25 protein-coding genes and 2 pseudogenes are annotated in these 23,598 nt (G+C 67.4%); 13 read left to right on the top strand and 14 right to left on the bottom strand.

Annotation, left to right across the window (positions count from 1 at the left end):
* Positions 1–8: 8 nt before the first annotated feature.
* On the top strand, positions 9–446 hold the full coding sequence (locus ACTWPB_RS02310) for an NUDIX hydrolase (protein WP_446224086.1): 438 nt from the start codon (positions 9–11) through the stop codon (positions 444–446).
* Here ACTWPB_RS02310 and ACTWPB_RS02315 read toward each other — a convergent pair.
* On the bottom strand, positions 419–1,027 hold the full coding sequence (locus tag ACTWPB_RS02315) for a TetR/AcrR family transcriptional regulator (RefSeq protein WP_446224087.1): 609 nt from the start codon (positions 1,025–1,027) through the stop codon (positions 419–421). The two genes, ACTWPB_RS02310 and ACTWPB_RS02315, sit on opposite strands and share 28 nt — an antisense overlap.
* 64 nt (positions 1,028–1,091) lie before the next feature.
* Between ACTWPB_RS02315 and zapE the strand changes: the two genes are divergently transcribed.
* From zapE to ACTWPB_RS02345, 6 genes are all read left to right on the top strand, one after another.
* On the top strand, positions 1,092–2,216 hold the full coding sequence (gene zapE / locus ACTWPB_RS02320) for a cell division protein ZapE (protein ID WP_446224088.1): 1,125 nt from the start codon (positions 1,092–1,094) through the stop codon (positions 2,214–2,216).
* 145 nt (positions 2,217–2,361) lie between these two features.
* Positions 2,362–3,291, top strand: coding sequence for a DUF4129 domain-containing protein (locus tag ACTWPB_RS02325; RefSeq protein WP_446224089.1), 930 nt, complete (start codon positions 2,362–2,364; stop codon positions 3,289–3,291).
* Entirely contained in the window at positions 3,288–3,782 is a 495-nt protein-coding gene (locus tag ACTWPB_RS02330; RefSeq protein WP_446224090.1) for a hypothetical protein, read from the top strand. The genes ACTWPB_RS02325 and ACTWPB_RS02330 overlap by 4 nt, the downstream gene beginning before the upstream one ends.
* Before the next feature lie 17 nt (positions 3,783–3,799).
* On the top strand, positions 3,800–4,762 hold the full coding sequence (locus ACTWPB_RS02335) for an AAA family ATPase (RefSeq protein WP_056818940.1): 963 nt from the start codon (positions 3,800–3,802) through the stop codon (positions 4,760–4,762).
* Positions 4,759–6,033 carry a DUF58 domain-containing protein gene (locus tag ACTWPB_RS02340; RefSeq protein ID WP_446224091.1) on the top strand — a complete coding sequence of 425 codons (1,275 nt, stop codon included), beginning with the start codon at positions 4,759–4,761 and terminating at the stop codon, positions 6,031–6,033. The genes ACTWPB_RS02335 and ACTWPB_RS02340 overlap by 4 nt, the downstream gene beginning before the upstream one ends.
* Positions 6,030–6,485: a hypothetical protein gene (locus ACTWPB_RS02345; protein ID WP_446224092.1), complete on the top strand. Its 456-nt coding sequence runs from the start codon at positions 6,030–6,032 to the stop codon at positions 6,483–6,485. Before ACTWPB_RS02340 ends, ACTWPB_RS02345 begins: the two co-directional genes overlap by 4 nt.
* Here the strand turns inward: ACTWPB_RS02345 and ACTWPB_RS02350 are convergent.
* Positions 6,482–6,601 (bottom strand): annotated as a pseudogene (locus ACTWPB_RS02350) (short-chain dehydrogenase); the annotation flags it as partial. The gene ACTWPB_RS02345 and the pseudogene ACTWPB_RS02350 sit on opposite strands and share 4 nt — an antisense overlap.
* Positions 6,602–6,612: 11 nt before the next feature.
* On the opposite strand from ACTWPB_RS02350, the gene ACTWPB_RS02355 reads away from it, so the two are divergent.
* The gene (locus ACTWPB_RS02355; protein WP_446224093.1) at positions 6,613–7,227 is read left to right on the top strand and encodes an SDR family oxidoreductase; all 615 of its coding nucleotides are present in this window, start codon (positions 6,613–6,615) and stop codon (positions 7,225–7,227) included.
* 63 nt (positions 7,228–7,290) lie between these two features.
* Here the strand turns inward: ACTWPB_RS02355 and dmpG are convergent, their stop codons facing one another.
* The 3 genes from dmpG to ACTWPB_RS02370 form a co-directional block, all read right to left on the bottom strand.
* Entirely contained in the window at positions 7,291–8,325 is a 1,035-nt protein-coding gene (dmpG, locus tag ACTWPB_RS02360) for a 4-hydroxy-2-oxovalerate aldolase (RefSeq protein WP_446224094.1), read from the bottom strand.
* A 14-nt stretch (positions 8,326–8,339) separates the two neighbouring features.
* Positions 8,340–9,248 (bottom strand): acetaldehyde dehydrogenase (acetylating), encoded by a 909-nt coding sequence (locus ACTWPB_RS02365; protein WP_446224095.1) that lies wholly within the window; start codon positions 9,246–9,248, stop codon positions 8,340–8,342.
* 71 nt (positions 9,249–9,319) lie between these two features.
* The gene (locus ACTWPB_RS02370) at positions 9,320–10,105 is read right to left on the bottom strand and encodes a 2-keto-4-pentenoate hydratase (protein WP_446224096.1); all 786 of its coding nucleotides are present in this window, start codon (positions 10,103–10,105) and stop codon (positions 9,320–9,322) included.
* Positions 10,106–10,286: 181 nt separating this feature from the next.
* On the opposite strand from ACTWPB_RS02370, the gene kstD reads away from it, so the two are divergent.
* The 3 genes from kstD to ACTWPB_RS02385 all read left to right on the top strand — a co-directional run bounded on the left by kstD (position 10,287) and on the right by ACTWPB_RS02385 (position 14,411).
* Positions 10,287–11,981 (top strand): 3-oxosteroid 1-dehydrogenase, encoded by a 1,695-nt coding sequence (gene kstD / locus ACTWPB_RS02375; RefSeq protein WP_446224097.1) that lies wholly within the window; start codon positions 10,287–10,289, stop codon positions 11,979–11,981.
* 442 nt (positions 11,982–12,423) lie between these two features.
* The gene (locus ACTWPB_RS02380; RefSeq protein WP_446224098.1) at positions 12,424–13,284 is read left to right on the top strand and encodes a MaoC/PaaZ C-terminal domain-containing protein; all 861 of its coding nucleotides are present in this window, start codon (positions 12,424–12,426) and stop codon (positions 13,282–13,284) included.
* Between the two features lie 197 nt (positions 13,285–13,481).
* Entirely contained in the window at positions 13,482–14,411 is a 930-nt protein-coding gene (locus ACTWPB_RS02385) for a DUF559 domain-containing protein (protein WP_446224099.1), read from the top strand.
* Here the strand turns inward: ACTWPB_RS02385 and ACTWPB_RS02390 are convergent.
* From ACTWPB_RS02390 to hsaA, 5 genes are all read right to left on the bottom strand, one after another.
* Positions 14,377–14,811, bottom strand: a complete 435-nt coding sequence (locus ACTWPB_RS02390) for a YdeI/OmpD-associated family protein (RefSeq protein WP_446224100.1) — start codon at positions 14,809–14,811, stop codon at positions 14,377–14,379. The genes ACTWPB_RS02385 and ACTWPB_RS02390 overlap by 35 nt on opposite strands.
* Positions 14,812–14,898: 87 nt before the next feature.
* Complete coding sequence (gene hsaB, locus ACTWPB_RS02395; protein ID WP_446224101.1) at positions 14,899–15,474, bottom strand: 3-hydroxy-9,10-secoandrosta-1,3,5(10)-triene-9,17-dione monooxygenase reductase subunit; 576 nt, start codon at positions 15,472–15,474, stop codon at positions 14,899–14,901.
* A 16-nt stretch (positions 15,475–15,490) separates the two neighbouring features.
* On the bottom strand, positions 15,491–16,396 hold the full coding sequence (hsaC, locus tag ACTWPB_RS02400) for an iron-dependent extradiol dioxygenase HsaC (RefSeq protein WP_446224102.1): 906 nt from the start codon (positions 16,394–16,396) through the stop codon (positions 15,491–15,493).
* Entirely contained in the window at positions 16,393–17,265 is an 873-nt protein-coding gene (hsaD, locus tag ACTWPB_RS02405) for a 4,5:9,10-diseco-3-hydroxy-5,9,17-trioxoandrosta-1(10),2-diene-4-oate hydrolase (protein ID WP_446224103.1), read from the bottom strand. Before hsaD ends, hsaC begins: the two co-directional genes overlap by 4 nt.
* Positions 17,266–17,268: 3 nt before the next feature.
* On the bottom strand, positions 17,269–18,432 hold the full coding sequence (hsaA, locus tag ACTWPB_RS02410) for a 3-hydroxy-9,10-secoandrosta-1,3,5(10)-triene-9,17-dione monooxygenase oxygenase subunit (protein WP_446224104.1): 1,164 nt from the start codon (positions 18,430–18,432) through the stop codon (positions 17,269–17,271).
* Between the two features lie 194 nt (positions 18,433–18,626).
* Here hsaA and ACTWPB_RS02415 point away from each other — a divergent pair, with 194 nt between their 5' ends.
* The gene (locus ACTWPB_RS02415) at positions 18,627–19,802 is read left to right on the top strand and encodes a Rieske 2Fe-2S domain-containing protein (RefSeq protein WP_446224105.1); all 1,176 of its coding nucleotides are present in this window, start codon (positions 18,627–18,629) and stop codon (positions 19,800–19,802) included.
* A gap of 179 nt (positions 19,803–19,981) precedes the next feature.
* Positions 19,982–20,353 carry a hypothetical protein gene (locus tag ACTWPB_RS02420; RefSeq protein ID WP_446224106.1) on the top strand — a complete coding sequence of 124 codons (372 nt, stop codon included), beginning with the start codon at positions 19,982–19,984 and terminating at the stop codon, positions 20,351–20,353.
* Here the strand turns inward: ACTWPB_RS02420 and ACTWPB_RS02425 are convergent, their stop codons facing one another.
* The 4 genes and pseudogenes from ACTWPB_RS02425 to ACTWPB_RS02440 all read right to left on the bottom strand — a co-directional run bounded on the left by ACTWPB_RS02425 (position 20,354) and on the right by ACTWPB_RS02440 (position 23,576).
* On the bottom strand, positions 20,354–21,103 hold the full coding sequence (locus ACTWPB_RS02425; RefSeq protein WP_446224107.1) for a DUF427 domain-containing protein: 750 nt from the start codon (positions 21,101–21,103) through the stop codon (positions 20,354–20,356).
* Positions 21,104–21,214: 111 nt separating this feature from the next.
* Positions 21,215–21,479 (bottom strand): annotated as a pseudogene (locus tag ACTWPB_RS02430) (MFS transporter); the annotation flags it as partial.
* Positions 21,464–22,519 carry an acyl-CoA dehydrogenase family protein gene (locus ACTWPB_RS02435; RefSeq protein ID WP_446224108.1) on the bottom strand — a complete coding sequence of 352 codons (1,056 nt, stop codon included), beginning with the start codon at positions 22,517–22,519 and terminating at the stop codon, positions 21,464–21,466. The pseudogene ACTWPB_RS02430 and the gene ACTWPB_RS02435, both read right to left, overlap by 16 nt.
* Positions 22,506–23,576 carry an acyl-CoA dehydrogenase family protein gene (locus ACTWPB_RS02440; protein WP_446224109.1) on the bottom strand — a complete coding sequence of 357 codons (1,071 nt, stop codon included), beginning with the start codon at positions 23,574–23,576 and terminating at the stop codon, positions 22,506–22,508. The genes ACTWPB_RS02435 and ACTWPB_RS02440 overlap by 14 nt, the downstream gene beginning before the upstream one ends.
* Positions 23,577–23,598: the final 22 nt, after the last annotated feature.

The raw sequence follows: 23,598 nt of genomic DNA on the forward strand, positions 1-23,598 counted from the left end.
TCGACCAGGTGACTCCCCACCACCTGGTCGACGTGCACATCCTGCTGATCCGCGGTGACCAGGTGCTGCTGAGCCTGCGCCGCAGCGGCGACGAGTTCGATCACCGCTGGCACCTGCCCTCGGGAAAACTCGAGGCAGGCGAATCGGTGGCGACGGCCGCGGCCCGCGAAGCCGCGGAGGAGGTCGGGGTCGACATCGATCCCACCGCCTTGCGCCTTGTCCATGTCGCCCATGTCACCGCCCCCGGTCGCGACTCCCGGCTCGGCCTGTTCTTCCGCACCGAGGCATGGCGCGGTGAACCGTTCAATCGTGAACCCGACAAATGCTATGCCCTGCAATGGTTTCCGCTGAATGATCTACCCGCCGACCTGATCGAATATTCTGCCCTTGGATTGGCGGCGCTGAATTCGGCCGCGCCCTATTCCGAATTCGGTTGGCGGGGCTGATAGTTGCGGCCACTTGTCAGGAACTCGGCCAGCGGTCGGGCGAGCTGATCGACGGTGCCCGCCGAGCCCGCGCGCAGTCCCGCGAACCGGTCGAAGACGAGTCCTTCCAGCAGTGCGAGGAAGTCGTGGGCCGACTCGCGGGGCTCGGCGGCGCCGAGCGCGTCGAACAGATCGGTGGCGCGGTCCAGCGAGAACAGGCTGCCTGCCAGGCCCGCGTGCACTGGGGGGTCGGCGAGGACCTCGATGATCAAGGCGTGCCGGGCGATCAGGTCGTGACGGCGATGCGCGAGTAGCTGATCGAGCCAAGTCGCGATATCGCGTGCGACCTGCACTGGGTCCGGCGGCTGCCCGCTCGCGAAGTCCTCTTGTGCGGCAAGGAAATCCGCGCGCGATCGGGCGGTGATTCCCGCTGCGACCGCCTCGATCAAAGCCTGTCGCGTGCGGAAGTAGTACGAGGTCGAACCCGGTGGCAGTGCCAGCTGGGTGTCCAGCGCGCGGTGGGTGAGCGCGCGGATTCCCCGGGTCGCGATGAGTTCGATGGCACCCGTCACGATCTGTGCCCGCCGGTCTGTGGACATCATCACCTCTCCTGGCCGTCGGCGACGCCCGTCCTCTACAACTGTAGAGGACATCTAGGAGGCTCGCGTGGAACCCGACACCGTGGTGCTCGACCCCGCACAGCTAGCGGCCCTGCACGCGCTCGAATCACTGTTCGATCCGGTCGGTATCCCGCGGAGACGTGGCAACCGATGGCCGGTCGCGTTCAGCGCCCTTCGCCGGCGCCCCGCCGACCCGCACACGGCCCGGTCCGGCATCTACCTGCACGGCCGCCCGGGTCGCGGCAAGACCATGGTGATGGACCGCTTCTTCGCCTCGGTCGACACACATCGCAAGCGTCGCTTCCACTTCCACGCCTTCTTCGCGGCCCTGCACACCGCCACCCACACCCTCGGCTCAATCGAACGCGCCATCGACGAGCTCCTCGGCGACGCCGACCTGGTCTGCTTCGACGAATTCCACGTCACCGACATCGGCGACGCCATGCTCATCGCCCGCATGCTCGACACCCTCTTCGCCGACCACCGCACCCTCGTGGTCACCTCCAATTACCGGCCAGCGGACCTCCTACCCAACCCCCTGTTCCACGACCACTTCCTGCCCACCATCGAGCAGATCCTGGCCAACCTCGACATCGTCACCCTCGACGGACCGCTCGACTACCGCACCCGCACCGCACACCGCGACACCGGCTTCCTCGCGGGTCGTTACGTGCTCACAGCAGCGCCCACCGGCGTCGACCTCGCGTCCGCTCGTGGTCGAGCCGGGGCGGACTCGGCTCGGCCCTCGCATGACGGACATCCGGCTGCCGCGCACATCGGTGCGGATCCGGGTGACTCCTCCGATCCCGAGCGGCCTGCCGTCGACGTGCGCCTCGGCAACGGCCGAAGCATCCGCGCCCACGCCGCCACCGACACCATCACCGTCGGCTTCCACGACATCTGTGCCGCCCCCACCAGCGCCGCCGACTACCTCCGCCTCACCGAGCGCTACCGCCACTGGACCCTGCGCGAGGTCCCGCCACTACGCGAGGTCCCGCCCGACTGGTCCATGCGCCTGGTGAACCTCGTCGACGTTCTCTACGACGCCGGTCTCCCGTTCACCATCCACGCCCCCGAACCCGCACCCGAACTGACGGCGGGCGTCCCCGCGATTCCTGATCTGGCGCGCACCGCCAGCCGTCTCGGTGAGTTGCCATTGATTGCGCGTTGAAGGCTCGCACTGCCCTTGATCTCAGGGGGACAATAAAAGGAGAGTGGTCCGAAGTATCGATTTACTCTCGAGCGGACCGCTCGGCATGTAACTATGTGGCTGTTTTGTGCAGTCTCTGGGGTTTGGTGGTACAGCTGTGATCGGGGTGAATCAGCCCATTACGCGGGCGATTGTCGTGATCGCACTGGTCGTCGCCGCGACGATCGCGTTACAGGGCACGCTGCCCGGCGCCGGGCGGAGCTCGACCGGCGCCCCTTCGCCGTTGCTCATCGCCGTGATGCCGGTATTGCTGCTGGTCTCGATCGTCATCCTGGTCGCGGGCGTGATCGCCAGCCAGCATCGGCTGCCGCTGGCGATGCCGGAAGCCGAACGCGACGCCATGCCACGCATCCAGTGGCGCAGATTGGCGCTGCTGATCCCGATCGCCGTGGCCGGAGTCGCGCTGATCTTCGCCGGTGGTGTCACCGCGCTGTTCCTGCTGCCCGGTGCGCGCCCGATGCGCCCGGCCGCCGAGACGCTGACCGAGGGTTCCGGCCCCGTGCCGACAACCGACACCCATGCCGCCGACCCCACGACCGGACCGACGGAACTCACCGGCACCGCCCTGGTGATCGCGGCGATCCTGGCCATCGTGCTGATCGTGGTCGCCCTGGTCGGCCTGGTCGTCGTCGCCGTGGCCGCGCGCCGTGAACCGGGCCCCGCCGCGGCCATCGACGACGAACCGAGCTCCAGCGAAGTCGATTCCCTCACGCGCGCCGCCGAAATGGGCCTCGCGGCGATGAACGCCCCCGGCCAGGACCCGCGCACCGCCATCATCGCCTGTTATGTGGCGATGGAGCGCGGCCTGTCCAGCGACCGCGCCGCCCGCCCGCTGGCCTCCGACACCCCGATGGAAGTGCTGGCCCGGGCCTTCGAAAGCGGTGTGCTGCACGATGCTTCGGCCCGTGAGCTGGTCGCGCTGTTCGAGGAGGCGCGGTTCAGCCCGCACTCGATGCTCGAATGGCAGCGAATGCGCGCGGAGCAACTGCTGCGGATCGTGCTCACCGACCTGCAGCGCAGGCTGGTGACAGCATGAACAGGACTTCGGTTATTGTCACGGCCGTGCTCGCGGTCGCTGTAATCGAAGTGGTGGTGGTTCGGCTGAACCGTGACTCGGTGCTGCTCGCTGTCACCGTTCCGGTGGCCGCGGCGCTCGCCATGCTGGTCTGGTCGCTGCGCCACCGCGTCAATCGCGAGGAACCGCTCACCGAATACATCGACAACGGACCGGCCGAGATGCTCGGCCGCTGGCACGCGCGCGCCGAGATGCTCACCGCGCGCGCCGAAGGCACCCGTGCCGACTGGGACCGCCACCTGCGGCCGTTGCTCGCCAAAGAGTTCGAGTTGTCCACCGGGTTGAGGGTTTCCAAGAATCGCCGGGCCACCGAGGCCGCCGGTCAGCTGCAGTTCGGACCCGAACTGTGGCGCTGGGTGGATCCGGCGAACGCCGCGCTGCGCGATCAAACCGGTCGCGCACCGGGTAAAGAAGCGCTGGATGAGATCCTGCGCCGTTTGCAGACGATGTGAGGGGTTAGAGGCCACCGATGACAATGCCGTTGAACGTGACCGTCCAGCGCTCCGATGCCGTACTGCGTGAGCTGGGCCGTGTCGTGGTCGGCAAGCGAGATGAGATGCAGCTCATCATGATTGCCGTGCTGGCCGGAGGGCATGTACTCATCGAGGACCTGCCGGGCCTCGGAAAGACCTTGATCGCGCGGTCTTTCGCGGCCGCGCTCGGACTCGACTTCACCCGCGTGCAGTTCACGCCGGATCTACTGCCCGCCGACCTGCTGGGTTCCACGATCTACGACATGGCGTCGGGCCGGTTCAACTTCCGTCGCGGTCCGGTGTTCACCAATGTGCTGCTCGCCGACGAGATCAACCGCACGCCGCCCAAGACCCAGGCCGCCCTGCTGGAGGCCATGGCCGAGGGCCAGGTGAGCATCGACGGTGAAACCTTCCTGCTCCCACAGCCTTTCGTTGTGCTGGCCACCGACAACCCGATCGAGTACGAGGGCACCTACCCGCTGCCGGAGGCCCAGCTCGACCGTTTCGCCATCCAGCTGCGCCTCGGCTACCTCTCCGAGGCCGACGAGACCCAGATGATCCGGCGCAGGCTCGAACGTGGTTCCACCGCACCACAAGTGGGCCAGGTCGTCGACGCGCAGGGGCTGATGGAGATGCGCCAGTCGGTCGAATTCGTCACTGTCCACCCCGACGTGGTGAGCTACGTCGTCGCGCTGGCCTCGGCTACCCGCAGCCATCCACAGGTGGAGGTCGGTGCCAGCCCGCGTGCCGAACTCGATCTGGTGCAGATGTCACGGGCGAGGGCCCTGCTGCTCGGGCGCGACTACGTGATCCCCGAAGACGTGAAAGCGCTGGCGGTCGCGGCGATGTCGCACCGCATCACCCTGCGCCCCGAGATGTGGGTCCGCCGCATTCGCGGTGAGGACGTCATCACCGAACTACTCCGCCGGCTACCGGTGCCCCGCGCCACGAGCACATGAAGCATCGCGACGAATCCAGAACGGTCGAGGTCGACCTCCGGTGGCGGCCCGCCCCGCTGGTGTTCATCCTGGCCGGTTGCGCGGCAGCGGCACTGGTCGTCGCGGTGCTGCTCGGGCAGTGGCAGCTGGTCGTGTTCGCGGCCCCGATGCTCGGAGTGCTCGCCACCGCGCCGTGGCAGCAGGCGCCGACCAGAGTGCAGGTCGACGGCAGCGGCACCGTTCGCTGTTTCGAGAACGAGGTGATCGGTTGCAGCGCTGTCGCTTTCGTGGAGAGCGGGCACGCGCTGCTACGGATGACGGCCCTGCCGATGCCGGGCCTCGAGCTCGAGGTCGAGGAATCCCACGATTCCGGCGGTGCCCCCGCCGGCATGCGGCTCGGGCTCTCGGCCACCCGGTGGGGACGTTATCCGGTGCAGGTCAAGGTGTCCGCGCTGAGCCCGGCCGGTCTCGCGATCGCGACCACCGAGCTGCCCGCGGCCAAACTCTACGTCTATCCCATCGCCGATCCGCAGCGAATGCGCTTGCCGCGCACCGAACTGCCCGACCGCATCGGCACCCACCTGACCCGCAGGCACGGTCCCGGCGTCGAATACGCCGACATCCGCGCCTACACGCCGGGCGATCAGTTGCGCGCCGTCAACTGGCCGGTGAGCGCGCGGCGCGGCAGGCTCTACGTCACCCAGCGGTTCACCAACCGCTCCGCCGACGTGGTGGTCATGGTCGACACCTCCCTGCAAGCGCCCGGTCCGGCCAGCGCCTCGCTGGAACTCTCGGTGCGCGGCGCGGCCCAGGTGGTGCAGTCGACCCTGCAATCGGGCGACCGGACCGCCGTGGTGTGCCTGGGTGAATCGCCCCGCTGGCTGCGCCCCGATATCGGCCGCAGGCAGTTCTATCGCATCGTCGACACCGTCCTTGGCGTCGGTGACGAACACGTCGAGACCACCGGTACCCTCGCACCCCACGCCGCCGTCCCGATCGGCGCGATCGTGGTCGCCTTCTCCACCCTGCTCGATACCCAGTTCGCGCTGTCGCTGATCGATTTGCGCAAACGCGGCCACGTGGTCGTCGCGGTAGATGTCCTGCGTGGCACTCCTTTCGCGGACGGCCTCGACCCGACCATGGCCAAGATGTGGCAGCTCGAACGCGCCTCGATGTATCGGGATATGGGCACCGTCGGCGTCGACATCATCGCCTGGCCCGAAGGCACCCGCCTCGACCAGGCCATGCGCCTGCTCCCCGAACACCGCCGAGCAGTACGGGTACGCCGATGACGAGATTCCTTGCCCTGCTGGCCGGTCTGCTCCTGGTTGCCGCGGTCGCGCTGATCAACCCCATCGCCGGCGTGCCCGCGCTGGTGCTGGTGATCGCGAGCTGGTGGTGGCGTCCGGCCTCGGTCGGCGCGGTCCTGATCGCCATCGCCGCCATCGCCCTCGCCGATGTCGGCGTAATAGCCGCAGCGGCAACAGGTTTGGTCGCGACCACCTACCTGCTCAATGCCGCCGTCCTGCACGCTCCCGAAGGTGTAGTCCCCACCACGATCCCCTCGGTCGGCGGCGCGGTCCTGTTCACCATCGCCGCCGCCACCGCGGCCTGGGTCCCCGTCCAGCTGATCTGGGCCCCGCTGGCCGCCCCCATCCTCATCGTCGCGATCTATGCCCTGCTGGTGAGCGGCCTCTCGGCCAAGGGCCCGGCTGTCGACGAGGTCCGCGTCGACGCCGACTAGCTGTGTAGGGCCCGGCTGAGGGGAAACGTCACGCCGGCGAGCTCCTCGGAGACGGTCCACAGGCGCTGCTGGGCCGCCTGGTCGTGGGAGTCGGGGCTCGAAGAAGCACAAGCGGGCGCAGGATGTCGTGGACGGGATCGTGGCGGCGGGCGGGAGTGCCTCGGTGCACGGTGGCGACGTCTCCGATCCGGCAGCTGTGGAGATGATGGCCGAGGAGGTCGGCCGGGTGTTCGGGCGGCTGGATACCTTGGTGCTCAACGCTTCCGGTGGGCTCGAGCGGGATGCCGATCCGGGGTACGCGCTGCGGCTCAACCGGGACGCGCAGGTGGACCTGGCGACGGCGATGCTGCCGCTCATGCCCGACGGTGGGCGGATCGTGTTCGTCACCAGTCATCAGGCGCACTTCTTCCGGGAGAAGGGTGACGTGCCGCAGGGTTACGCGCCGATCGCGGCGAGTAAGCGGGCGGGCGAGGATGCGCTACGGGAGTTGATTCCCGAATTCGGTTCGCGGGGTGTAGGTTTCACGGTGGTGTCCGGGGACATGATCGACGGCACGATCATCGTCCGACTGCTCGAACGGCGTGACCCGAGCAGTGTCGAGTCACGCCGTGCAGCAGGGCCGCTACCCACCATCGAGGAGTTCGCCCGAATGATCGTGCGGGCAGGCACGGTTGACGTTGCCGGTGGGCACACGTTTTACGTCGGTGGTGATGACTACGTCGCCGCGAACACGGTTGGGTGACTGGGCGGGAACGTGGAACGGCGTGACCCGAGGGTGTCGGGTCACGCTGTCGAAGGTGTGCGGTCAGGCGGTGACGGAGGCTTCGCGTTGGAGTTCGAGGGCGATGTCGATGAGTTGGTCTTCTTGGCCGCCGACGAGTTTGCGCTGGCCCGCGCGGACGAGCATCTGGGCGGCGGAGACGCCGTAGCGTTCGGCTTGACGTTCGGCGTGTTTGAGGAAGCTGGAGTAGACGCCCGCGTAGCCCATCATCAGGGCCTGACGGTCGAGCAGGCATTCCTGTGGCATGGCGGGGCGGACGACATCCTCGGCGGCGTCGGCGATGGCGAAGAAGTCGACGCCGGTGGTGATGCCGAGTTTGTCGGCGACACCGACGAAGGCTTCGACGGGGGTGTTACCGGCGCCCGCGCCGAAACGGCGGGTGGAGCCGTCGATCTGGGTGGCGCCCGCGCGGACGGCGTAGACGGAGTTCGCGACGGCCAGGCCGAGGTTTTCGTGGCCGTGGAATCCGACTTGGGCGTCGGTGCCGAGTTCGGCGACGACCGCGGCGACGCGGTCGGAGACCTGTTCCAGGACAAGCGCGCCGGCGGAGTCGACGATGTAGACGCACTGGCAGCCGGCGTCGGCCATGATCCGGGCTTGCTCGGCCAGTACTTCCGGCGGCTGGGTGTGCGACATCATCAAGAACCCGACGGTTTCCAGGCCGAGGTCGCGGGCGAAGCCGAAGTGCTGGATGGAGACGTCGGCTTCGGTGCAGTGGGTCGCGATCCGGCAGATCGAGGCGCCGTTGTCCTGGGAGATCTTGATGTCTTCTTTCACGCCGACTCCGGGCAGCATGAGGAACGCGATCTTGGCGTTCTTGGCTGTCTCGGCGGCGATCGTGATGAGTTCTTGTTCGGGGGTTTTGGAGAATCCGTAGTTGAACGAGGAACCGCCGAGGCCGTCGCCGTGGGTGACCTCGATGACGGGCACACCGGCACCGTCAAGAGCGGAAACGATGTCACGGACCTCGGTCGCGGTGAACTGATGCCGTTTGTGATGCGACCCGTCGCGCAGGGAGGTGTCGGTGACGCGGATGTCGAGTTCTGCTGAGTAGACCATGGTTTCGAAGCTCCTTACACCCGGGCCGAGAGGATCTGGGCGGCGACGACTTCACCGACGCGGGTCGCGGCGGCGGTCATGATGTCGAGATTGCCCGCGTACGGGGGCAGGAAATCACCGGCGCCTTCGACTTCGACGAATACCGACACCTTCGCCAGCCCACCGGAAACGACCGACGGCTCGTCGAATTGGGGTTCGTTGAGCAGGCGGTAGCCGGGCACGTATTGCTGGATGTCGGCGACCATGTGATGGATCGAGGTGGTGATCGCGTCGTGGTCGGCGTCTTCGGGGATCGCACAGAAGATGGTGTCGCGCATGATCATCGGCGGCTCGGCCGGGTTCAAGATGATGATCGCCTTGCCGCGCTGAGCACCGCCGATGGTTTCCACACCGCGGCTGGTGGTCTTGGTGAACTCGTCGATGTTGGCGCGGGTGCCGGGTCCGGCCGAGACCGATGACACCGAGGCGACGATCTCGGCGTAGGGGACCGGTACGACGCGCGAGACCGCGGCGACGATCGGGATCGTGGCCTGTCCACCGCAGGTGATCATGTTGACGTTCGGCGCATCCAGCAGCGAGGCCAGGTTCACCGGCGGCACGACGGCGGGGCCGACGGCGGCGGGGGTGAGGTCGACCGCGCGGATGCCGAGTTCGGCGTAGCGGGGTGCGGCGGCGCGGTGGACGTAGGCCGAGGTGGCTTCGAAGACCATGTCGGGTTTGGTGTCCTGGGCGAGGAGCCAGTCGACGCCTTCGGCGGAGGTTTCCAGGCCGAGTCCGCGGGCGCGTTCGAGGCCTTCACTGTCGGGGTCGATGCCGATCATCCAGCGGGGTTCGATGGCTTCGCAGCGCAGGAGTTTGTAGAGCAGGTCGGTGCTGATGTTGCCGGATCCGACGATCGCGGCGGTGACGTTCCCGTTGGACACGGTGGCCTCCTAGGGGCGGCCGGCGTAGGCCGGCGAGATGAACGGCTCGGGGGTAAGGCGCACGGGATGGCCTAGGCGAAGTTCAGGCGGACGGAGCCGAGTCCGGTGAAGCCGGCGAGGAAATCGTCGCCGGGTCGGGCGTCGATGGCGCGGGTGCAGGAACCGGGCAACACGATGTCGCCGGCTTTGAGTCGCACCCCGAAGGTCGCGACCTTGCGGGCCAGCCAGGCGACCGCGATCACCGGATCACCGAGGACCGCGTCGCTGCGGCCTTCGGCGACGACTTCACCGTTGCGGGTGAGCACGGCGTCGATGGCGGTGATGTCGATGTCGCCGGGGGCGACGCGTTCCTTGCCGAGCACCCATCCGGCCGAGGAGGCGTTGTCGGAGATGGTGTCGGCCAGGCCGATCTTCCAGTCGGTGATCCGGGAGTCGATCAACTCGATCGCGGGCGCGTAGGCGACCGTCGCGGCCAACACGTCGGCTTCGGTGCAGTCCTCACCGGGCAGGTCGGCGCCGAGGACAAACCCGACCTCGACCTCGACCCGGGGCAGCAGGAATTTGGTGGTGTCGACGGGGACGTCCTCGAAGACCTGCATGTCGGCGAGCAGGTGACCATAGTCGGGCTCGTCGACGCCCATCATCTGCTGCATCGCCAGTGACGACAGCCCCACCTTGTGCCCGACGACCTTCCCGCCGGACCGGAGCCGACGCTGGATGTTGAGCAGTTGGATCTCGTAGGCATCGACCACATCGATGTCGGGGAACCGGTCGACGAGCGGCAACACGGCGACGCGCTCATCTTCGGCGCGGGCCAGTTCGTCGGCGAGACGGGTTCGTACCGCGTCAGGCAGCACGCGGACCTCCTTGGCAGCACGGTCGGAAGGATCTAGACGCCAAAACTGTAACCGGTTTCCCGGTCAAGCGTCAGGCGTTCACCTGACAATACAACGCTACATCTGGTGATTTCTGCAACATGTTCTACTGAGTTCCTTTTTTGTCTGTCCAACGACCGAGCCCTTCTATAACGTGTTCTACATGAGTGATCGGGAATACGATGTCGTGGTCGTCGGGAGCGGCGCCGCCGGGATGACCGCGGCCCTCGCGGCGGCCCACAAGGGACTGAGCGTTGTGCTGCTGGAGAAGGCCGCGCACTACGGCGGGTCGACGGCCCGATCCGGCGGTGGCGTCTGGATTCCGGGCAACAAGGCGTTGCTCGCCTCCGGCCGACCCGACGACCGCGACGACGCGCGCACCTACCTGCACAGCATCATCGGCGACGTGGTGCCCGCCGAGAAGATCGACACCTACCTCGATCGTGGCGCCGAGGCGTTCGACTTCGTCCTCGACCACACCCCGCTGAAGATGAAATGGGTTCCCGGCTACTCCGACTACTACCCCGAGGCGCCAGGCGGGCTCGGTCAGGGGCGTTCGTGCGAACCGACGCCGTTCAACGGCAAGGTGCTCGGCGCGGAGCTGGCCAATCTCGAACCGCCCTACGCCAAGGCGCCGCTGAACGTGGTCGTCATGCAGGCCGACTTCGTGCGGCTCAACCTGATCCGCCGTCACCCCAAGGGCGCGATGCGGGCACTGCGCGTCGGCGCGCGCACCTACCTGGCCAAGTTCACCGGCAAGCACCTGCTCGGCATGGGCCAGGCCATCATCGCCGCCATGCGCAAGGGCCTGCTCGACGCCGGCGTGCCGGTGCTGCTCAACACCCCGCTCACCGAGCTGGTGGTCACCGACGGCAAGGTCACCGGGGTCACAGCCACCGTCGACGGCGAGTCGGTCACCTTCACCGCGCGCTACGGGGTGGTGCTCGGCGCAGGCGGGTTCGAGCACAATGCCGACATGCGGGCCAAGTACCAGCGGCAGCCGATAACCACTGAGTGGACAACCGGTGCCGCGGCCAACACCGGCGATGGCATCGTCGCGGGTATGGCGGTGGGAGCGACGGTCGGGTTCATGGAGGACGCCTGGTGGGGTCCGACGATCTTCAAGGGCGGCAAGCCCTGGTTCGCGCTGGCCGAGCGCAACCTGCCCGGCACCATCATGGTCAACGACCGGGGCGAGCGGTTCGGCAACGAGTCGGCGCCCTACGTCGAGGCGGTGCACACGATGTACGGCGGTGAGTACGGTCAGGGCGCGGGCCCCGGTGAGAACGTGCCGTCCTGGCTGGTGTTCGACCAGCGCTACCGCAACCGCTACATCTTCGCCGGACTGCAACCGGGACAGCGCTTTCCGTCGCGCTGGATGGAGAACGACTACATCGTCAAGGCCGACACCATCGAGGCGCTGGCCGAGCGCATCGGCGTGCCCGTCGGCAACCTGACCTCGACGGTCGAGCGCTTCAACGGCTTCGCCACCGCCGGCAAGGACGAGGACTTCGGCCGCGGCAACAGCCACTACGACCGCTACTACGGCGACCCGACCGTGAAGCCGAATCCGTGCCTGGCCGAACTGTCGCAGGGTCCGTTCTACGCGGCGAAGATGGTGCCCGGCGACCTCGGCACCAAGGGCGGACTGGTCACCGATACGGCCGGACGTGTGCTGCGCGAAGACGATTCCGTCATCGACGGCCTCTACGCCGCGGGCAACTCCAGCTCGCCGGTGATGGGCCACACCTACGCGGGCCCCGGCGCCACCATCGGCCCCGCGATCACCTTCGCCTACCTGGCGGTCCTCGACATCGCCGCCAGGAAGACGACCGACTCGGCGAAGGCGAACGTATGAGTGTGAGCCCGGTGATCATGGTCGGCTATCCGGCGGTTCTCGAATTCGTCGGGGAACCGACCGGGTCGGCGAAGGCGAGCGCATGAGCGTAATCACGGTCGGCTATCTGGCGGTGCTCGATATCGTCGGGCAGTCGGCCGGTTCGGCGAAGGTGAACGTATGAGCGTGAGCCCGGTGATCACGGTCGGCCATCTGGTGGTTCTCGATATCGCCAGGCAGTCGGCCGGTTCGGCGAGGGTGAACGTATGAGCGTGCGCCCGGTGATCACGGTCGGCTACCTCGCGGTTCTCGACGTCTTCACGACCGAGTCGTCGGACGAGGTCGACGATGAGTAGCGGTGACATCTTCGCGCGGCCGGCCCGCATCAACAGTGACGCAGTGCCGACGAGCACATGTCTATGCCCAGTCCAGTCACCTGACCCAGCACACACAGGAGAAAACCGTGCCCATTGATCTAGCGACCGCACTCGGCGCGACACTGCCTGCGCGCGAGTTCAGCTGGACACCCACCGACGTGCAGCTCTACCACCTCGGCCTCGGCGCGGGTGCGCGCCAGACCGACCCGGCCGAGCTGGCCTACCTCGACGATCGCGCACCCCAGGTGCTGCCGACGTTCGCGACGGTGGCGCCGACCCTCGGCGAAACCGAGCCGCCGCGGGTGAGCTTCCCCGGCATCGAGATCGACCTGGCCAAGGTGGTGCACGGGCACCAGGAAGTACTGGTGCACAAGCCGATTCCGGCTACCGGCAAAGCGGTCTCGGTCGGCCGGATCGCCGAGATCTGGGACAAGGGCGCCAATGCGGTGATCGTGCAGGAGCACACCGTCACCGGGTCCGACGGCGAACCGCTGTGGACGGTGCGGTCCTCCATCTTCGCCAAGGGTGAAGGCGGCTTCGGCGGCGAGCGCGGCCCGAGCGCCCGGACCGAACTGCCCGATCGCGCGCCCGACGCGGAGCTGCTCACCCCGACGTTGCCCCAGCAGGCCCTCCTGTACCGCCTGTCCGGCGACCGCAACCCCCTGCACTCGGATCCCGAATTCGCCCGTGGCGCAGGCTTTCCCGCCCCGATCCTGCACGGGCTGTGCACCTACGGCACGGTCTGCAAGGCCATCACCGATGCCCTGCTCGACAGCGACGTGAGCCGCGTCGGCGGCTTCCGGGCCAAATTCGCCGGCGTGCTCTACCCGGGCGAGACCCTGCGCACCAAGGTATGGCGCGAGGCCGGCGAGCTGATCGCGGTCGTCACCGTGGTCGAACGTGACGACGCCCCCGTCCTCAGCGACGTCGCCTTGCGTATTGCCTGATCTGGACCACTGATCACCAGGCCATCACGTCACTATCGCCCGAGAGCGAAAATCCCTGGTGGCCTGGTGATCATGCGTCCAACCCGGTGCATCGCCGTCGGCCACCTTGGGGTGGTTACGAGGGGTGTGTTTGTGGCCTCGGCGTCTGAGTCCGCGCTGATCGAGTTTGTCGGTGGGGTGGAGGACGATCTCGCGGCATGGGGGTACTCGAAGAACCGTTCGTGGGGTCGTGGGCGTTGGCGGCGGGCTTGGTTACGCGGCACCAGTTGCGTCATGACTTCGAGCGAATCGTGCCGGATGTGTATTCGCGCAAAGGCAGACAACTCGATTCGATCGGCCGGGCCAAGGCGGCGGTTCACTGGACCAAAGGCGAGGGAGTGCTGGTCTGCAGGTCTGCCGCAGCACTGCTTGGGAGTGCTTTTGTCGATGCCGATCAGCCTGTCGAGATCGCCTTGCCGCGGCATCGTCGTCCGGTGCCGGGCATTACTGTCGTGCAGTCCGAGATCAGTCGGGGCGAGCGGTGCGAGGTCGACGGGTATCCGGTCACGACGCCGCCCCGCACGGCGTTCGACCTTGCCTGCCGGCTTTCCCGTGATCACGCGATCCCAGCTGTGGACGCGCTGTGTCGAGCAACCGGTCTCGACCCGTCGACCGCGATGGCCTTTGCCGACGTTCATCAACGGGTGCGTGGCTGCGCGCGGGCGCAATCTGTGCTCGCGCTGGTCGATCCAGGCGCCGAGTCGCCACCGGAATCGCTGACCCGTTTGCTGCTGATCGACCACGGATTGCCGGTACCAACCACCCAGATCGTGGTTCGGGACAACGGTGGCGCATTCCTTGCCCGCCTGGACATGGGCTGGGAAAGATGGCGGGTGGCAGTCGAATACGACGGCGCGCAACACTGGACCGACCCGGCGCAGCGCACAAAAGACATCGACCGGCACGCCGTCCTTGCCGCGCAAGGCTGGTTGATCGTCCGCGTCGGCGCCGATCTGCTGCGTAACCGCCCCTACATCGTCATCGATCGTGTGATTGCTGCCCTGAACGCACAGGGCGCGCAGTTGGACGTTGGATCATCAGGCCATCACGTCACTATCGCCCGAGAGCGAAAATCCCTGAGGGCCTGATGATCTTGATTCCAGCGTGGTTCGGCGGTGCGCTGAGGGTGGTAGCGCCTGCCCAGCGGCCGTCGGCGATGGCTGATTCGATGGCCGCGTATCCGGCGGGGTGCATGCGACCTGCGGCGATGAGGGCTTCGGCCTTGGTGATGTTGATTTGCGACCAGGGGCTGCGAGCGCGACGTGGGGAGTAGCGCTGCAGGTAGTGGTGGGTGTCGAGGGTGCGGCGGTGGATGTCGATCCAGCCGTAACACAGTGCGCCGTCCAGGGTTTCGGTGATTGTCACCGATGGTTCGGGGGCGTTCTTCTTCGCGATCCGCACCCAGACCTCGCCCGCGGAGTCGTGATGGGCGGAAAGCCACGATTCCCAGGCGCTCGCGTCGGCGCAGGTGATGAATTCGATGGTCATGGGAACCATGATCCGCCGCAAAGTGCTCAACGAATGAGCACTTGAAATCGGGCGCGGCCGTGTGTGAACGGCCGCGCCCTGGTGGATTCACAGCCAGGTGTCGAGGCTGGTGGTGGTGAGGAAGTGGTCCAGGTCCGCGCGCCAGGGGGCGGGAGTGGTCTTGTCCGGCTCGATGCCGGTGTATTGGCCGCGGTAGAACAGCAGCGGACGGCCGCCGGTAGCGGCCGATTCCGCGAGGGCATGGACCCGGCCGATGACGATGTAATGGTCGCCGCCGTCGACGACGGAGTCGACGGTGCACTCGATGGTGGCCAGCGAATCGTCGAGCACCGGCACACCGAGTTCGGATGTCCGCCAGCCGACGCCGGCGAACTTGTCGGTCTCCCGCGAACCGAAGCGCGCGCAGACCGGCTGCTGTTCCTCGGACAGGACGTTCACGCAGAACTTGCCCGCCGCCTCGATCGCCGCCCACGAGCGCGAGCCCTTGGTGGGGCAGAACAGCACCAGCGGCGGGTCGAGGGAGAGGGCGGCGAAGGACTGGCAGGCGAACCCGATCGGCGCGCCGTCGGGGTCGAGTGCGGTGATCACGGTGATGCCGGTGCAGAACTGCCCGAGCACGGTGCGGAACTGCCGGCCGTCGATCGCCGGTATCTGCTCTGTCATGTCCTTCGCCCCTGCTCTACTGCTGCCGAAATCCGACGGTGAAATCGTGACCCCACAGGCTGACCGCGGTCGATTCGCGGGCTACCCAGTCGTGGTCGTCGACTTCCAGTCCTTCACAGCCGAATTCGATATCGAATCCGCCGGGAGTCTTCATGTAGAAGGACAGCATCTTGTCGTTGATGTGCCGGCCGAGGGTGGCCGACATCTTCACCTTCTTGCGGTAGGCGCGGTCGAGGCAGAGGCCGACGTCGTCGGAATTCTCCACCTCGATCATGAGATGCACGATGCCGGTCGGATTCGGCAGCGGCAGGAACGCCAGTGCGTGGTGGCGCGGGTTGCAGCCGTAGAAGCGCAGCCAGGCCGGGTCGCCATCGGCGGGACGCCCCACCATCTGCGGCGGCAGCCGCATGGAGTCCCGGAGCCGGAAGCCGAGCACGTCCTGGTAGAACGCCTGTGCTGCGGCATCGTCGGTGCAGGTGAGAACCACGTGGCCGAGACCCTGTTCGGCGGTGACGAACTTGTGGCCGTAGGGGCTCACGAAGCGGCGGCCCAGGTACTGCGCGCCGTAGAACGCCTCGAGGGTGTTGCCTGCCGGATCCTGGAACCGGATCATGCCCTCGACGCGGCGCTCACCGAGCTCTTCCTTGGTGCCCTCGGTGAAGGTGACGCCTGCCTTGTCGAGGGTCTCCCGCAGCTGCTGCAGGCCGGGAGCGTCGGTGACCTCCCAGCCCGAGACCAGCAGCCGGTCCTGCTCGCCGGGGACGATCACCAGTCGCGCGGCGAAATCGTCCATGCGCAGGTAGAGCGCGTCGGGGTGCTGCCCGGTGCCCTCCATCATGCCGAGCACCTTGAGGCCGTACTCGCGCCAGGCCGCCATGTCGGTGGCCTCGATGCGCAGGTAGCCGAGGGCACGAATACTCATTGCTTCTCCCAGAGGAAATCGACTGTGAGCCGGTTGAACTCGTCGAACTTCTCCAGCTGCGCCCAGTGCCCGCAGCCACCGAACACGTGCAGCTGGACGCGTGGGATCACCTTGGTGGCCACGAGCGCGCCGTCGAGCGGGTTCACCCGATCTTCGCGACCCCAGATCAGCAGCACCGGCTGACGCAGTTTGTACGCGTCACGCCAGAGCATGCCCTTCTCGAAGTCGGCGCCGGCGAAGGACTTGCCCATGGCTTTCATCGCGGCCAGCGACTCGGGGGTGCTGGCCAGCGCGAACCGTTCGTCGATCAGCTCGTCGGTGACCAGCGACTGGTCGAAGACCATGATCCGCAGGAACTTCTCCAGGTTGTCCCTGGTCGGTTCGTAGGTGAACCTCGAGAGCAGCTTCACGCCCTCGGTGGGGTCGGGCGCGAACAGGTTGGTGCTCAGCCCGCCCGGGCCCATCAGCACGAGTTTGCCCGCGCGGGTGGGGTGGTCGAGCGCGAACCGCACCGAAGCGCCGCCGCCGAGGGAGTTGCCGAGCAGGTGCACTCGGTCGGTGATCTCGAGATGATCGAGCAGCGCGAGCAATGCGTTCGAGCTGTGCACGAAGTACTGCGGGTGGTCGAGCGGCTTGCCGGACTTGCCGTATCCCGGCTGATCGGGCGCGATCACGTGAAAGTGCTCGGCCAGTACCGGGATATTGCGGGCGAAGTTCGACCACGCCGAGGCGCCGGGTCCGCCACCGTGCAGCAGCACGATCGTCGTCGCGTTGCCCACACCGGCTTCGTGGTAGTGCAGCTTCAGGTCGGGGGTGACCTGCGCGAAGCGTGAGGTCGATGCGTAGGTGAGTTCAGCGGTCTGGGTCATCGGCTACACCATGGCGTCGGTGACGGGCAGCCCGAACTCGTGCGTGCCGTACATGACGTAGGCGCGCTCGGGATCGTTGGCCGCGTGTACCCGCCCGGCATGCGCGTCACGCCAGAAGCGCTGCAGCGGAGTGCCGTTGGCGAGCGCGGTCGCGCCGGAGGACTCGAAGAGCTTGTCGATCGAGGCGATCACGCGACCGGTCGAGCGCACCTGGTCACGACGAGCGCGCACGCGCAGATCGAACGGCACCTCCTCGCCTGCCAGCAGCAGCGCGTACTCCTCGGCGACATTGCCCGAGAGCTGACGCCACGCGGCGTCGATATCGCTGGCCGCCTCGGCCACGCGGACCTTGGCGAACGGATCGTCCTTGGCGTTCTCGCCGGCGAAAGCCGCGCGCACGCGCTTGCCCTGGTGCTCGACGTGCGCCTCGTAGGCGCCGTAGCCCATGCCGACGATCGGCGTGGAGATGGTGGTGGGGTGGATGGTGCCCCACGGCATCTTGAACACGGCGTCGGTGTTCTGCTCGAGGCCGGGCGCGCGGCCCTCGCTCATCGCGCGGAAGCTCAGGAACCGGTGCGACGGGACGAAGACGTCCTCGACGATGACGGTGTTGGAGCCGGTGCCGCGCAGGCCGACGACGTTCCACACGTCGTCGATGCGGTAGTCCGAGCGGGGGATCAGGAAGCTGCCGAAGTCGACCGGCTTGCCGTTCTTGATCACCGGACCGCCGAGAACCGCCCAGGTGGCGTGGTCGGAACCCGAGGACCAGGCCCACGAGCCGCGCACGATGTAGCCACCGTCGACGGCCTGTCCCGCACCCATCGGCGCGTACGAGGACGAGATGCGCACATCGGTGTCATCGCCCCAGACGTCCTGCTGGGCCTGCTGGTCGAACAGCGCGAGGTGCCAGTTGTGCACCCCGATGATGCCCGCCACCCAGCCGGTGGAGCCGCAGGCGCTGGCGATCTTGCGCACGGTGTCGTAGAAGACCACCGGGTCGCCGGCATGGCCGCCCCACTGCTTGGGCTGGAGCAGCCGGAAGAAGCCGGTCTCCTGCAGCGCCTTCATGGATTCTTCGGGAATGCGGCGCAGGTCCTCGGCCTCCTGCGCGCGCTCACGCAGCGTCGGCAGCAGTGCCTCGACCCGTTCGGTCACTTCTTGCGTCATTTCGGAGCCCGCTCCTGCCTGTGTCGGATCGACAACCGGTTCTATTCGTCTCTGAGATTAGAACAGGTTCTCGTTTCTGTCGAGAAGATCGCCCTACCTCGGATATAACAGGAGTCAACAGAGAAGTTCGCTGGACAACTGGCGTGAAGTGGCTCAGTTTTGTAACGTGTTCTAGTGAACGAGGAGGGTTCGGGATGGCGATCAACCCCAAGGTGAGGGAACTCGACGTCGGTGCACCGCCGACGAGGTTCGCGCGCGGCTGGCACTGTGTCGGTCTCGCGGCGACGTTCCGCGACGGCAAGCCGCACGCGGTCGAGATCTTCGGTACCAAGCTCGTCGTATGGACCGATACCAACGACGAGATCCGCGTGCTCGATGCCTACTGCAGGCATATGGGCGGCGATCTGAGCATGGGAACGGTGAAGGGCGACGACATCGCCTGCCCGTTCCACGATTGGCGCTGGGGCGCCAGTGGAAAGTGCACCGCGATTCCGTACGCGCGCCGCGTTCCGCCGCTGGCCCGCACCAGGAAGTGGACCACACTCGAGCGCAACGGCCAGCTGTTCGTCTGGCACGACCACGAGGGCAACCCGCCGCCCGACGACGTCACGATCCCGTATATCGAGGGCCCCTACACCGACGCGCAGGGCAATCCCACCGAGACCCACGACAGCGGCTGGACCGACTGGACGTGGAACTCGCTGCTGATCGAGGGCGCCAACTGCCGCGAGATCATCGACAACGTCGTGGACATGGCGCACTTCTTCTACATCCACTACGCCTTCCCGACATACTTCAAGAACGTCTTCGAAGGTCATGTGGCGACGCAGTTCCTGGAGACCAAGGGCCGCCCCGACGTCGGCATGGCAGCCAAGCACGGCGCTGACACGCTGCTCAAATCGGAGGCGTCCTACTTCGGGCCGTCCTACATGGTCAATCCGCTGGTGAACATCTACAGCGGATACGAGATCAAGGTGCAGCTGATCAACTGCCACTACCCGGTCAGCCAGGATTCGTTCGTGCTGCAGTGGGGCCTGGCCGTCGAGAAGCCCAAGGGCATCCCCGACGAGGCCGCGCAGAAGCTCGCCATGACGATGACCAAGTTCTTCGGCGACGGCTTCCTGCAAGACGTGGACATCTGGCGGCACAAGTCCAAGGTCGACAACCCGCTGCTCTGCGAGGAGGACGGCCCGGTCTACCAGCTGCGCCGCTGGTACGACCAGTTCTACGTAGACATCGCCGATGTCACCGAGCAGATGACACAGCGCTTCGAATTCGAGGTCGACACGACCAAGGCGAATCTGGCATGGGAGGCCGAAGTGGCGGAGAATCTGCGGCGCAAGGCCGAATCCGAAGAAGCGGGCGTCTGAAAATGAGTTCGAGGTCGATGCCCAGCGAACCGCCGAGGTCTGGCGATCCGTCGCAGCGCGCATCGACCCGCTCGAGGTCGATGTCGAGCGAACCGCCAAGGTCTGGCGATCCGTCGCAGCGCGCATCGACCAGTCCGAGCGAGCCGCAAAGGTCCGGCGATCCGTCGCGGCTCGCTTCGGTGGAACCGGGGTCGGGCGATTCTCCGCAGCGTGCGGCGACTCGCCCGACCTGGGCCAAAGCGCCTGATTTCGCGGATCAGCCCGCGCGACAGGCCGCGGTGCGGGCCCAAACCGTGGTCGACAAACAGCACTATCTCGATACCGGGCTGACCCCGCTGCGGTGTCAGGAGTGCTCGGCGCAGGTCTTGGTGCGTAAGGCGAGCGCGCATCAGACCTCGGTGCAGTGGACCGAACGCCCCGACGCGCACTGCCCGGTCTTCGCGCAGATGTCCGAACACGGTGCGCGGCCGGGTCGGCCGGAATCGTGTCCGTCACTGGAGAAGTCGATCCAATGGGCGGTCGATGAGGGCGTGCTCGACGTCGGCGAATAGTCAGCTGAACGGTGTGTGCGGGCGATCCTGGCGCACCCCGTCGAGGTAGATGTCGACCTTCTCGTTGTAGAAGCACGCCAGGCCGGCGACCTTCTGGCTCTCCGGCAGCGGTGTGCGATAGATCCAGACGATGTCGCGGTGTTCGGTGTCGCCGACTCGCACATTCCAGTAGTCGGCGGTGCCCTTGTACGGGCAGCTGGTGTGGGTGTCCGACGGTGTCAGCAGATCCATCCGGACATCGGTCAGCGGCAGGTAATACCGTGCGGGCAAACCGGTTTCGAACAGAATGCGCGGCGATGGCGAGTCGGCGACGGTGACCCCGTCGATCTCCACCCGCACGTTCCGGGAGCTGCCGAGGATGTCCACGCGCGAATACGGATCGCGCGGATGGACGAAGATCTGCTCGTCTTCCTCGAACCAGTCGAACGCGGTGATATCCAGTCGCACAGCGTCTTTCAGCTCCGGCAATGGCGAATCGAGATAGCGCAGCGCCGCACCGTCGGCCCGCAGGCCCTCGACCGCCACGTCGTAGCCCGTCGCTTCGCCGCGGCTGGGGGAGTGCTCGGTGACCCCGTTCGGATCGAGATCGGCGTGTACATCGGTGAGTGGCACATAGTAGGTCGGGTAGTAGGGGATTTCCCAGACCAGCAGCGGCCGCAAGGTGTCGGCCACCAGTTTCCCGCGCAGATAGACCCGTACTCGCTTCTGCCCGGTCTCCACCTTGACAAGTCCACGTCGGTCCTCGGCCATACATCGACGCTACCCGCCCCAACCCCGAACCCCGACCCTTTAGGGGAGGGGTCGGCCGGTTCGTGACCGCCAGGGCCGCGAACTCGAGCGCGCCAGCGCTCCAAACACAGCTCAATCGCCGACGGTGATGGCCTGCGCTTCCCCGACGGAGTGCGGGGCGGGGTCATCGATGTGGGCCAGTGCGTTGCGGCCGAGGAACCGCACCCGCGACCACGGCGGCGGTGCATGCCGCGCCGAGCCAGAACGGCAGCGACATGGTGTGTTCACCGAGCTCGCCCACTCACGGCGCGGCCGCACCGCCACCGAACCGGACGAAGCTGTGCGCCACCGACGCGGTCTACCGTTCGACCGGTGCCGAGATCACGGCCTCGGTGAGACCGGGCGTCCGCCGGTGCCGAACAGTTCGGCGGTGGCGTGCGCCCGCTTGAAGTAGAGGTGGGCGTCGTGTTCCCAGGTGATGGCGATGCCGCCGTGCAGCTGGATGGTCTCGCCGGCCACCGTGGAGAACGCCTCGGTGCAGTACTTGCGGGCGACCCAGGCATCCTCGGCGGCCGACGGACTGTCCTCGGCGACCGCCTTGGCGGCGGCCTGTGCCACCGATTCGGCCGACTCGACCAGCACGTACATATCGGCCATCCGGTGCTTGAGCGCCTGGAAGCTGCCGATCGGGCGACCGAACTGCACGCGCGATGCGGTGTATTCGACCGTCATCTCGAGGCAGCGCCTGGCAGCGCCGACCTGCTCGGCAGCCAGTGCCGCCCAAGCGATTTCGCGCAATCGCCGGCGCAGCGCTACGGGGTCGCCGGTGCCGATCCGGGTGGCGGGGGCATCGGTGAAGGTGATGGTGGCGAGTGCGCGGGTGGGGTCGAGCGCGGGAGTCGCGGTGACGGCGACGCCGGGTGCGTCCGCTGTCGTCTCGAACAGCCCGTCGTCGGTCAGTACCAACAGCAGCTCGGCCTGTGCGCCGTGCAGCACGTAATGGGCCGCGCCGCTGAGCTTCCCGTCGGTCACCCCGACTCCGGCCGATTCCCAGCCGTCGGCGTCGGCCCAGCACAGGGCCGCCGTGCGTGACCCGTCCGCCAGATCGGGCAACAGCCGGGCGCAGGAGGATTCGTCACCGGCCAGCAGAATCGCCTGTACTCCGAGCACCGCCGACCCGAGCATCGGCACCCCGCCCAGCGTGCGCCCCAATTCGCCGACGACCACGAGTGATTCGACCAGCCCGGCGCCCGCGCCACCCCACTGTTCCGGCACCGCGAGCGCGGCTACCCCGACCTGCTCGCACAGCATCCGCCACAACTTCGGGTCGTACCCGAGGTCGGTGTCCATCGCGGCGCGCAGCGCGGCGAGCGTGGCGTGCTTGGCCAGCAGGGCTCGGACGGAGGTGCGAAATTCGAGCAGTTCATTCGATGACATGGGGTTCCTCGGCAGAATCGGTGATGGTCACCGCGGGTTCGGCCGCGCGCAGTGCGTCGGCGATGCGGCCGCGATGGAAGTCGGCGCTGCCCCAGGCGGTGCGCAGCGCGGCCACCTTGGTGATCCACAGCGACAGATCGCATTCGGCGGTGTAGCCGATCGCGCCGTGCACCTGCAGGCCCGCGCGCGAGGCGCGATGGGCGGCGTCGCCGCAGGCCACGATGGCCGCCGACACATCCCGGGCGCGATCATCGGAGTCCAGCGTGAGCGCGGCGCGGTAGAGCAGCGGCTCGGCTAGATCCAGGGCGATCAGCACGTCGGCGAGCTGCTGCTTCACCGCTTGGAATTCGCCGATGGCACGCCCGAACTGCTTGCGTTGCTTGGCGTAGGTGGTGGTCTGGTCGAGCATCGCGCGGCCTGCGCCGAGCAGTTGGGCGGCACAGGCGAGGACACCGATGTCGAAGGCGTAGTCGATCGCGTCGGCGACGTTGTCGGCCACGGTCTCGTCGGCCTCGACCCGCAACAGCTTGCGCGCCGGGTCGATCGAGGCGATCGGTCCGGTCTGCGCCGACTGCTCGTCGCCCGTGGAGGTGCGCCGGCCGACGGACAGCTGCGCGCCGTCCGCGACGAGCGCCAGGTCGGCGACGTCGGCATCGAGGGCGATGCCGCGCTGCGGGGTGCCGAAGCTGACGGTGCCGAGCAGCGCACCGCCCGCGAGCGCGGGCAGCCAGCGTCGTGCGGGCTCGGCGTTCGGCAGACGCTGCAGCAGTGCCGGAATCACCGCGGTCGATTCGATCACCGGGCCCGGCGCCGCGGCCCGGCCCAGTTCGACGAGCGCGACGACGAGGTCCACCGGCGTGGCCCCGGCGCCGTCGTACCGCTCGTCGACGATGAGGCCGAAGACGCCCATCTCGGCCACCTGCCGCAGCAACGCGGTGCCCTTGGCGGTCTCGCCGTCGGCCCAACCGCGGACCGCCGCGGGCACCTGCGCGGCGTCGAGGCCCTTGCGCAGTTCGGCGGCGAAATCGAGTTGTTCAGTGCTGAGGGCGAACTTCATCGCTGTCCTCCTGTGCTCGGAC

This window comes from Nocardia sp. IBHARD005, assembly GCF_052814245.1.

Bases quoted from the DNA above. Each gene is read 5' to 3' on its own strand.
- hsaC (WP_446224102.1), bottom strand. From the start codon at position 16,396: ATGAGTATTCGTGCCCTCGGCTACCTGCGCATCGAGGCCACCGACATG.
- ACTWPB_RS02425 (WP_446224107.1), bottom strand. From the start codon at position 21,103: ATGGCCGAGGACCGACGTGGACTTGTCAAGGTGGAGACCGGGCAGAAG.
- kstD (WP_446224097.1), top strand. From the start codon at position 10,287: ATGAGTGATCGGGAATACGATGTCGTGGTCGTCGGGAGCGGCGCCGCC.
- ACTWPB_RS02415 (WP_446224105.1), top strand. From the start codon at position 18,627: ATGGCGATCAACCCCAAGGTGAGGGAACTCGACGTCGGTGCACCGCCG.
- ACTWPB_RS02345 (WP_446224092.1), top strand. From the start codon at position 6,030: ATGACGAGATTCCTTGCCCTGCTGGCCGGTCTGCTCCTGGTTGCCGCG.
- ACTWPB_RS02390 (WP_446224100.1), bottom strand. From the start codon at position 14,811: ATGACCATCGAATTCATCACCTGCGCCGACGCGAGCGCCTGGGAATCG.
- ACTWPB_RS02330 (WP_446224090.1), top strand. From the start codon at position 3,288: ATGAACAGGACTTCGGTTATTGTCACGGCCGTGCTCGCGGTCGCTGTA.
- hsaD (WP_446224103.1), bottom strand. From the start codon at position 17,265: ATGACCCAGACCGCTGAACTCACCTACGCATCGACCTCACGCTTCGCG.
- hsaB (WP_446224101.1), bottom strand. From the start codon at position 15,474: ATGACAGAGCAGATACCGGCGATCGACGGCCGGCAGTTCCGCACCGTG.
- ACTWPB_RS02315 (WP_446224087.1), bottom strand. From the start codon at position 1,027: ATGATGTCCACAGACCGGCGGGCACAGATCGTGACGGGTGCCATCGAA.
- hsaA (WP_446224104.1), bottom strand. From the start codon at position 18,432: ATGACGCAAGAAGTGACCGAACGGGTCGAGGCACTGCTGCCGACGCTG.
- ACTWPB_RS02435 (WP_446224108.1), bottom strand. From the start codon at position 22,519: ATGTCATCGAATGAACTGCTCGAATTTCGCACCTCCGTCCGAGCCCTG.
- dmpG (WP_446224094.1), bottom strand. From the start codon at position 8,325: ATGGTCTACTCAGCAGAACTCGACATCCGCGTCACCGACACCTCCCTG.
- ACTWPB_RS02335 (WP_056818940.1), top strand. From the start codon at position 3,800: ATGACAATGCCGTTGAACGTGACCGTCCAGCGCTCCGATGCCGTACTG.
- ACTWPB_RS02385 (WP_446224099.1), top strand. From the start codon at position 13,482: ATGGGGGTACTCGAAGAACCGTTCGTGGGGTCGTGGGCGTTGGCGGCG.
- ACTWPB_RS02340 (WP_446224091.1), top strand. From the start codon at position 4,759: ATGAAGCATCGCGACGAATCCAGAACGGTCGAGGTCGACCTCCGGTGG.
- ACTWPB_RS02440 (WP_446224109.1), bottom strand. From the start codon at position 23,576: ATGAAGTTCGCCCTCAGCACTGAACAACTCGATTTCGCCGCCGAACTG.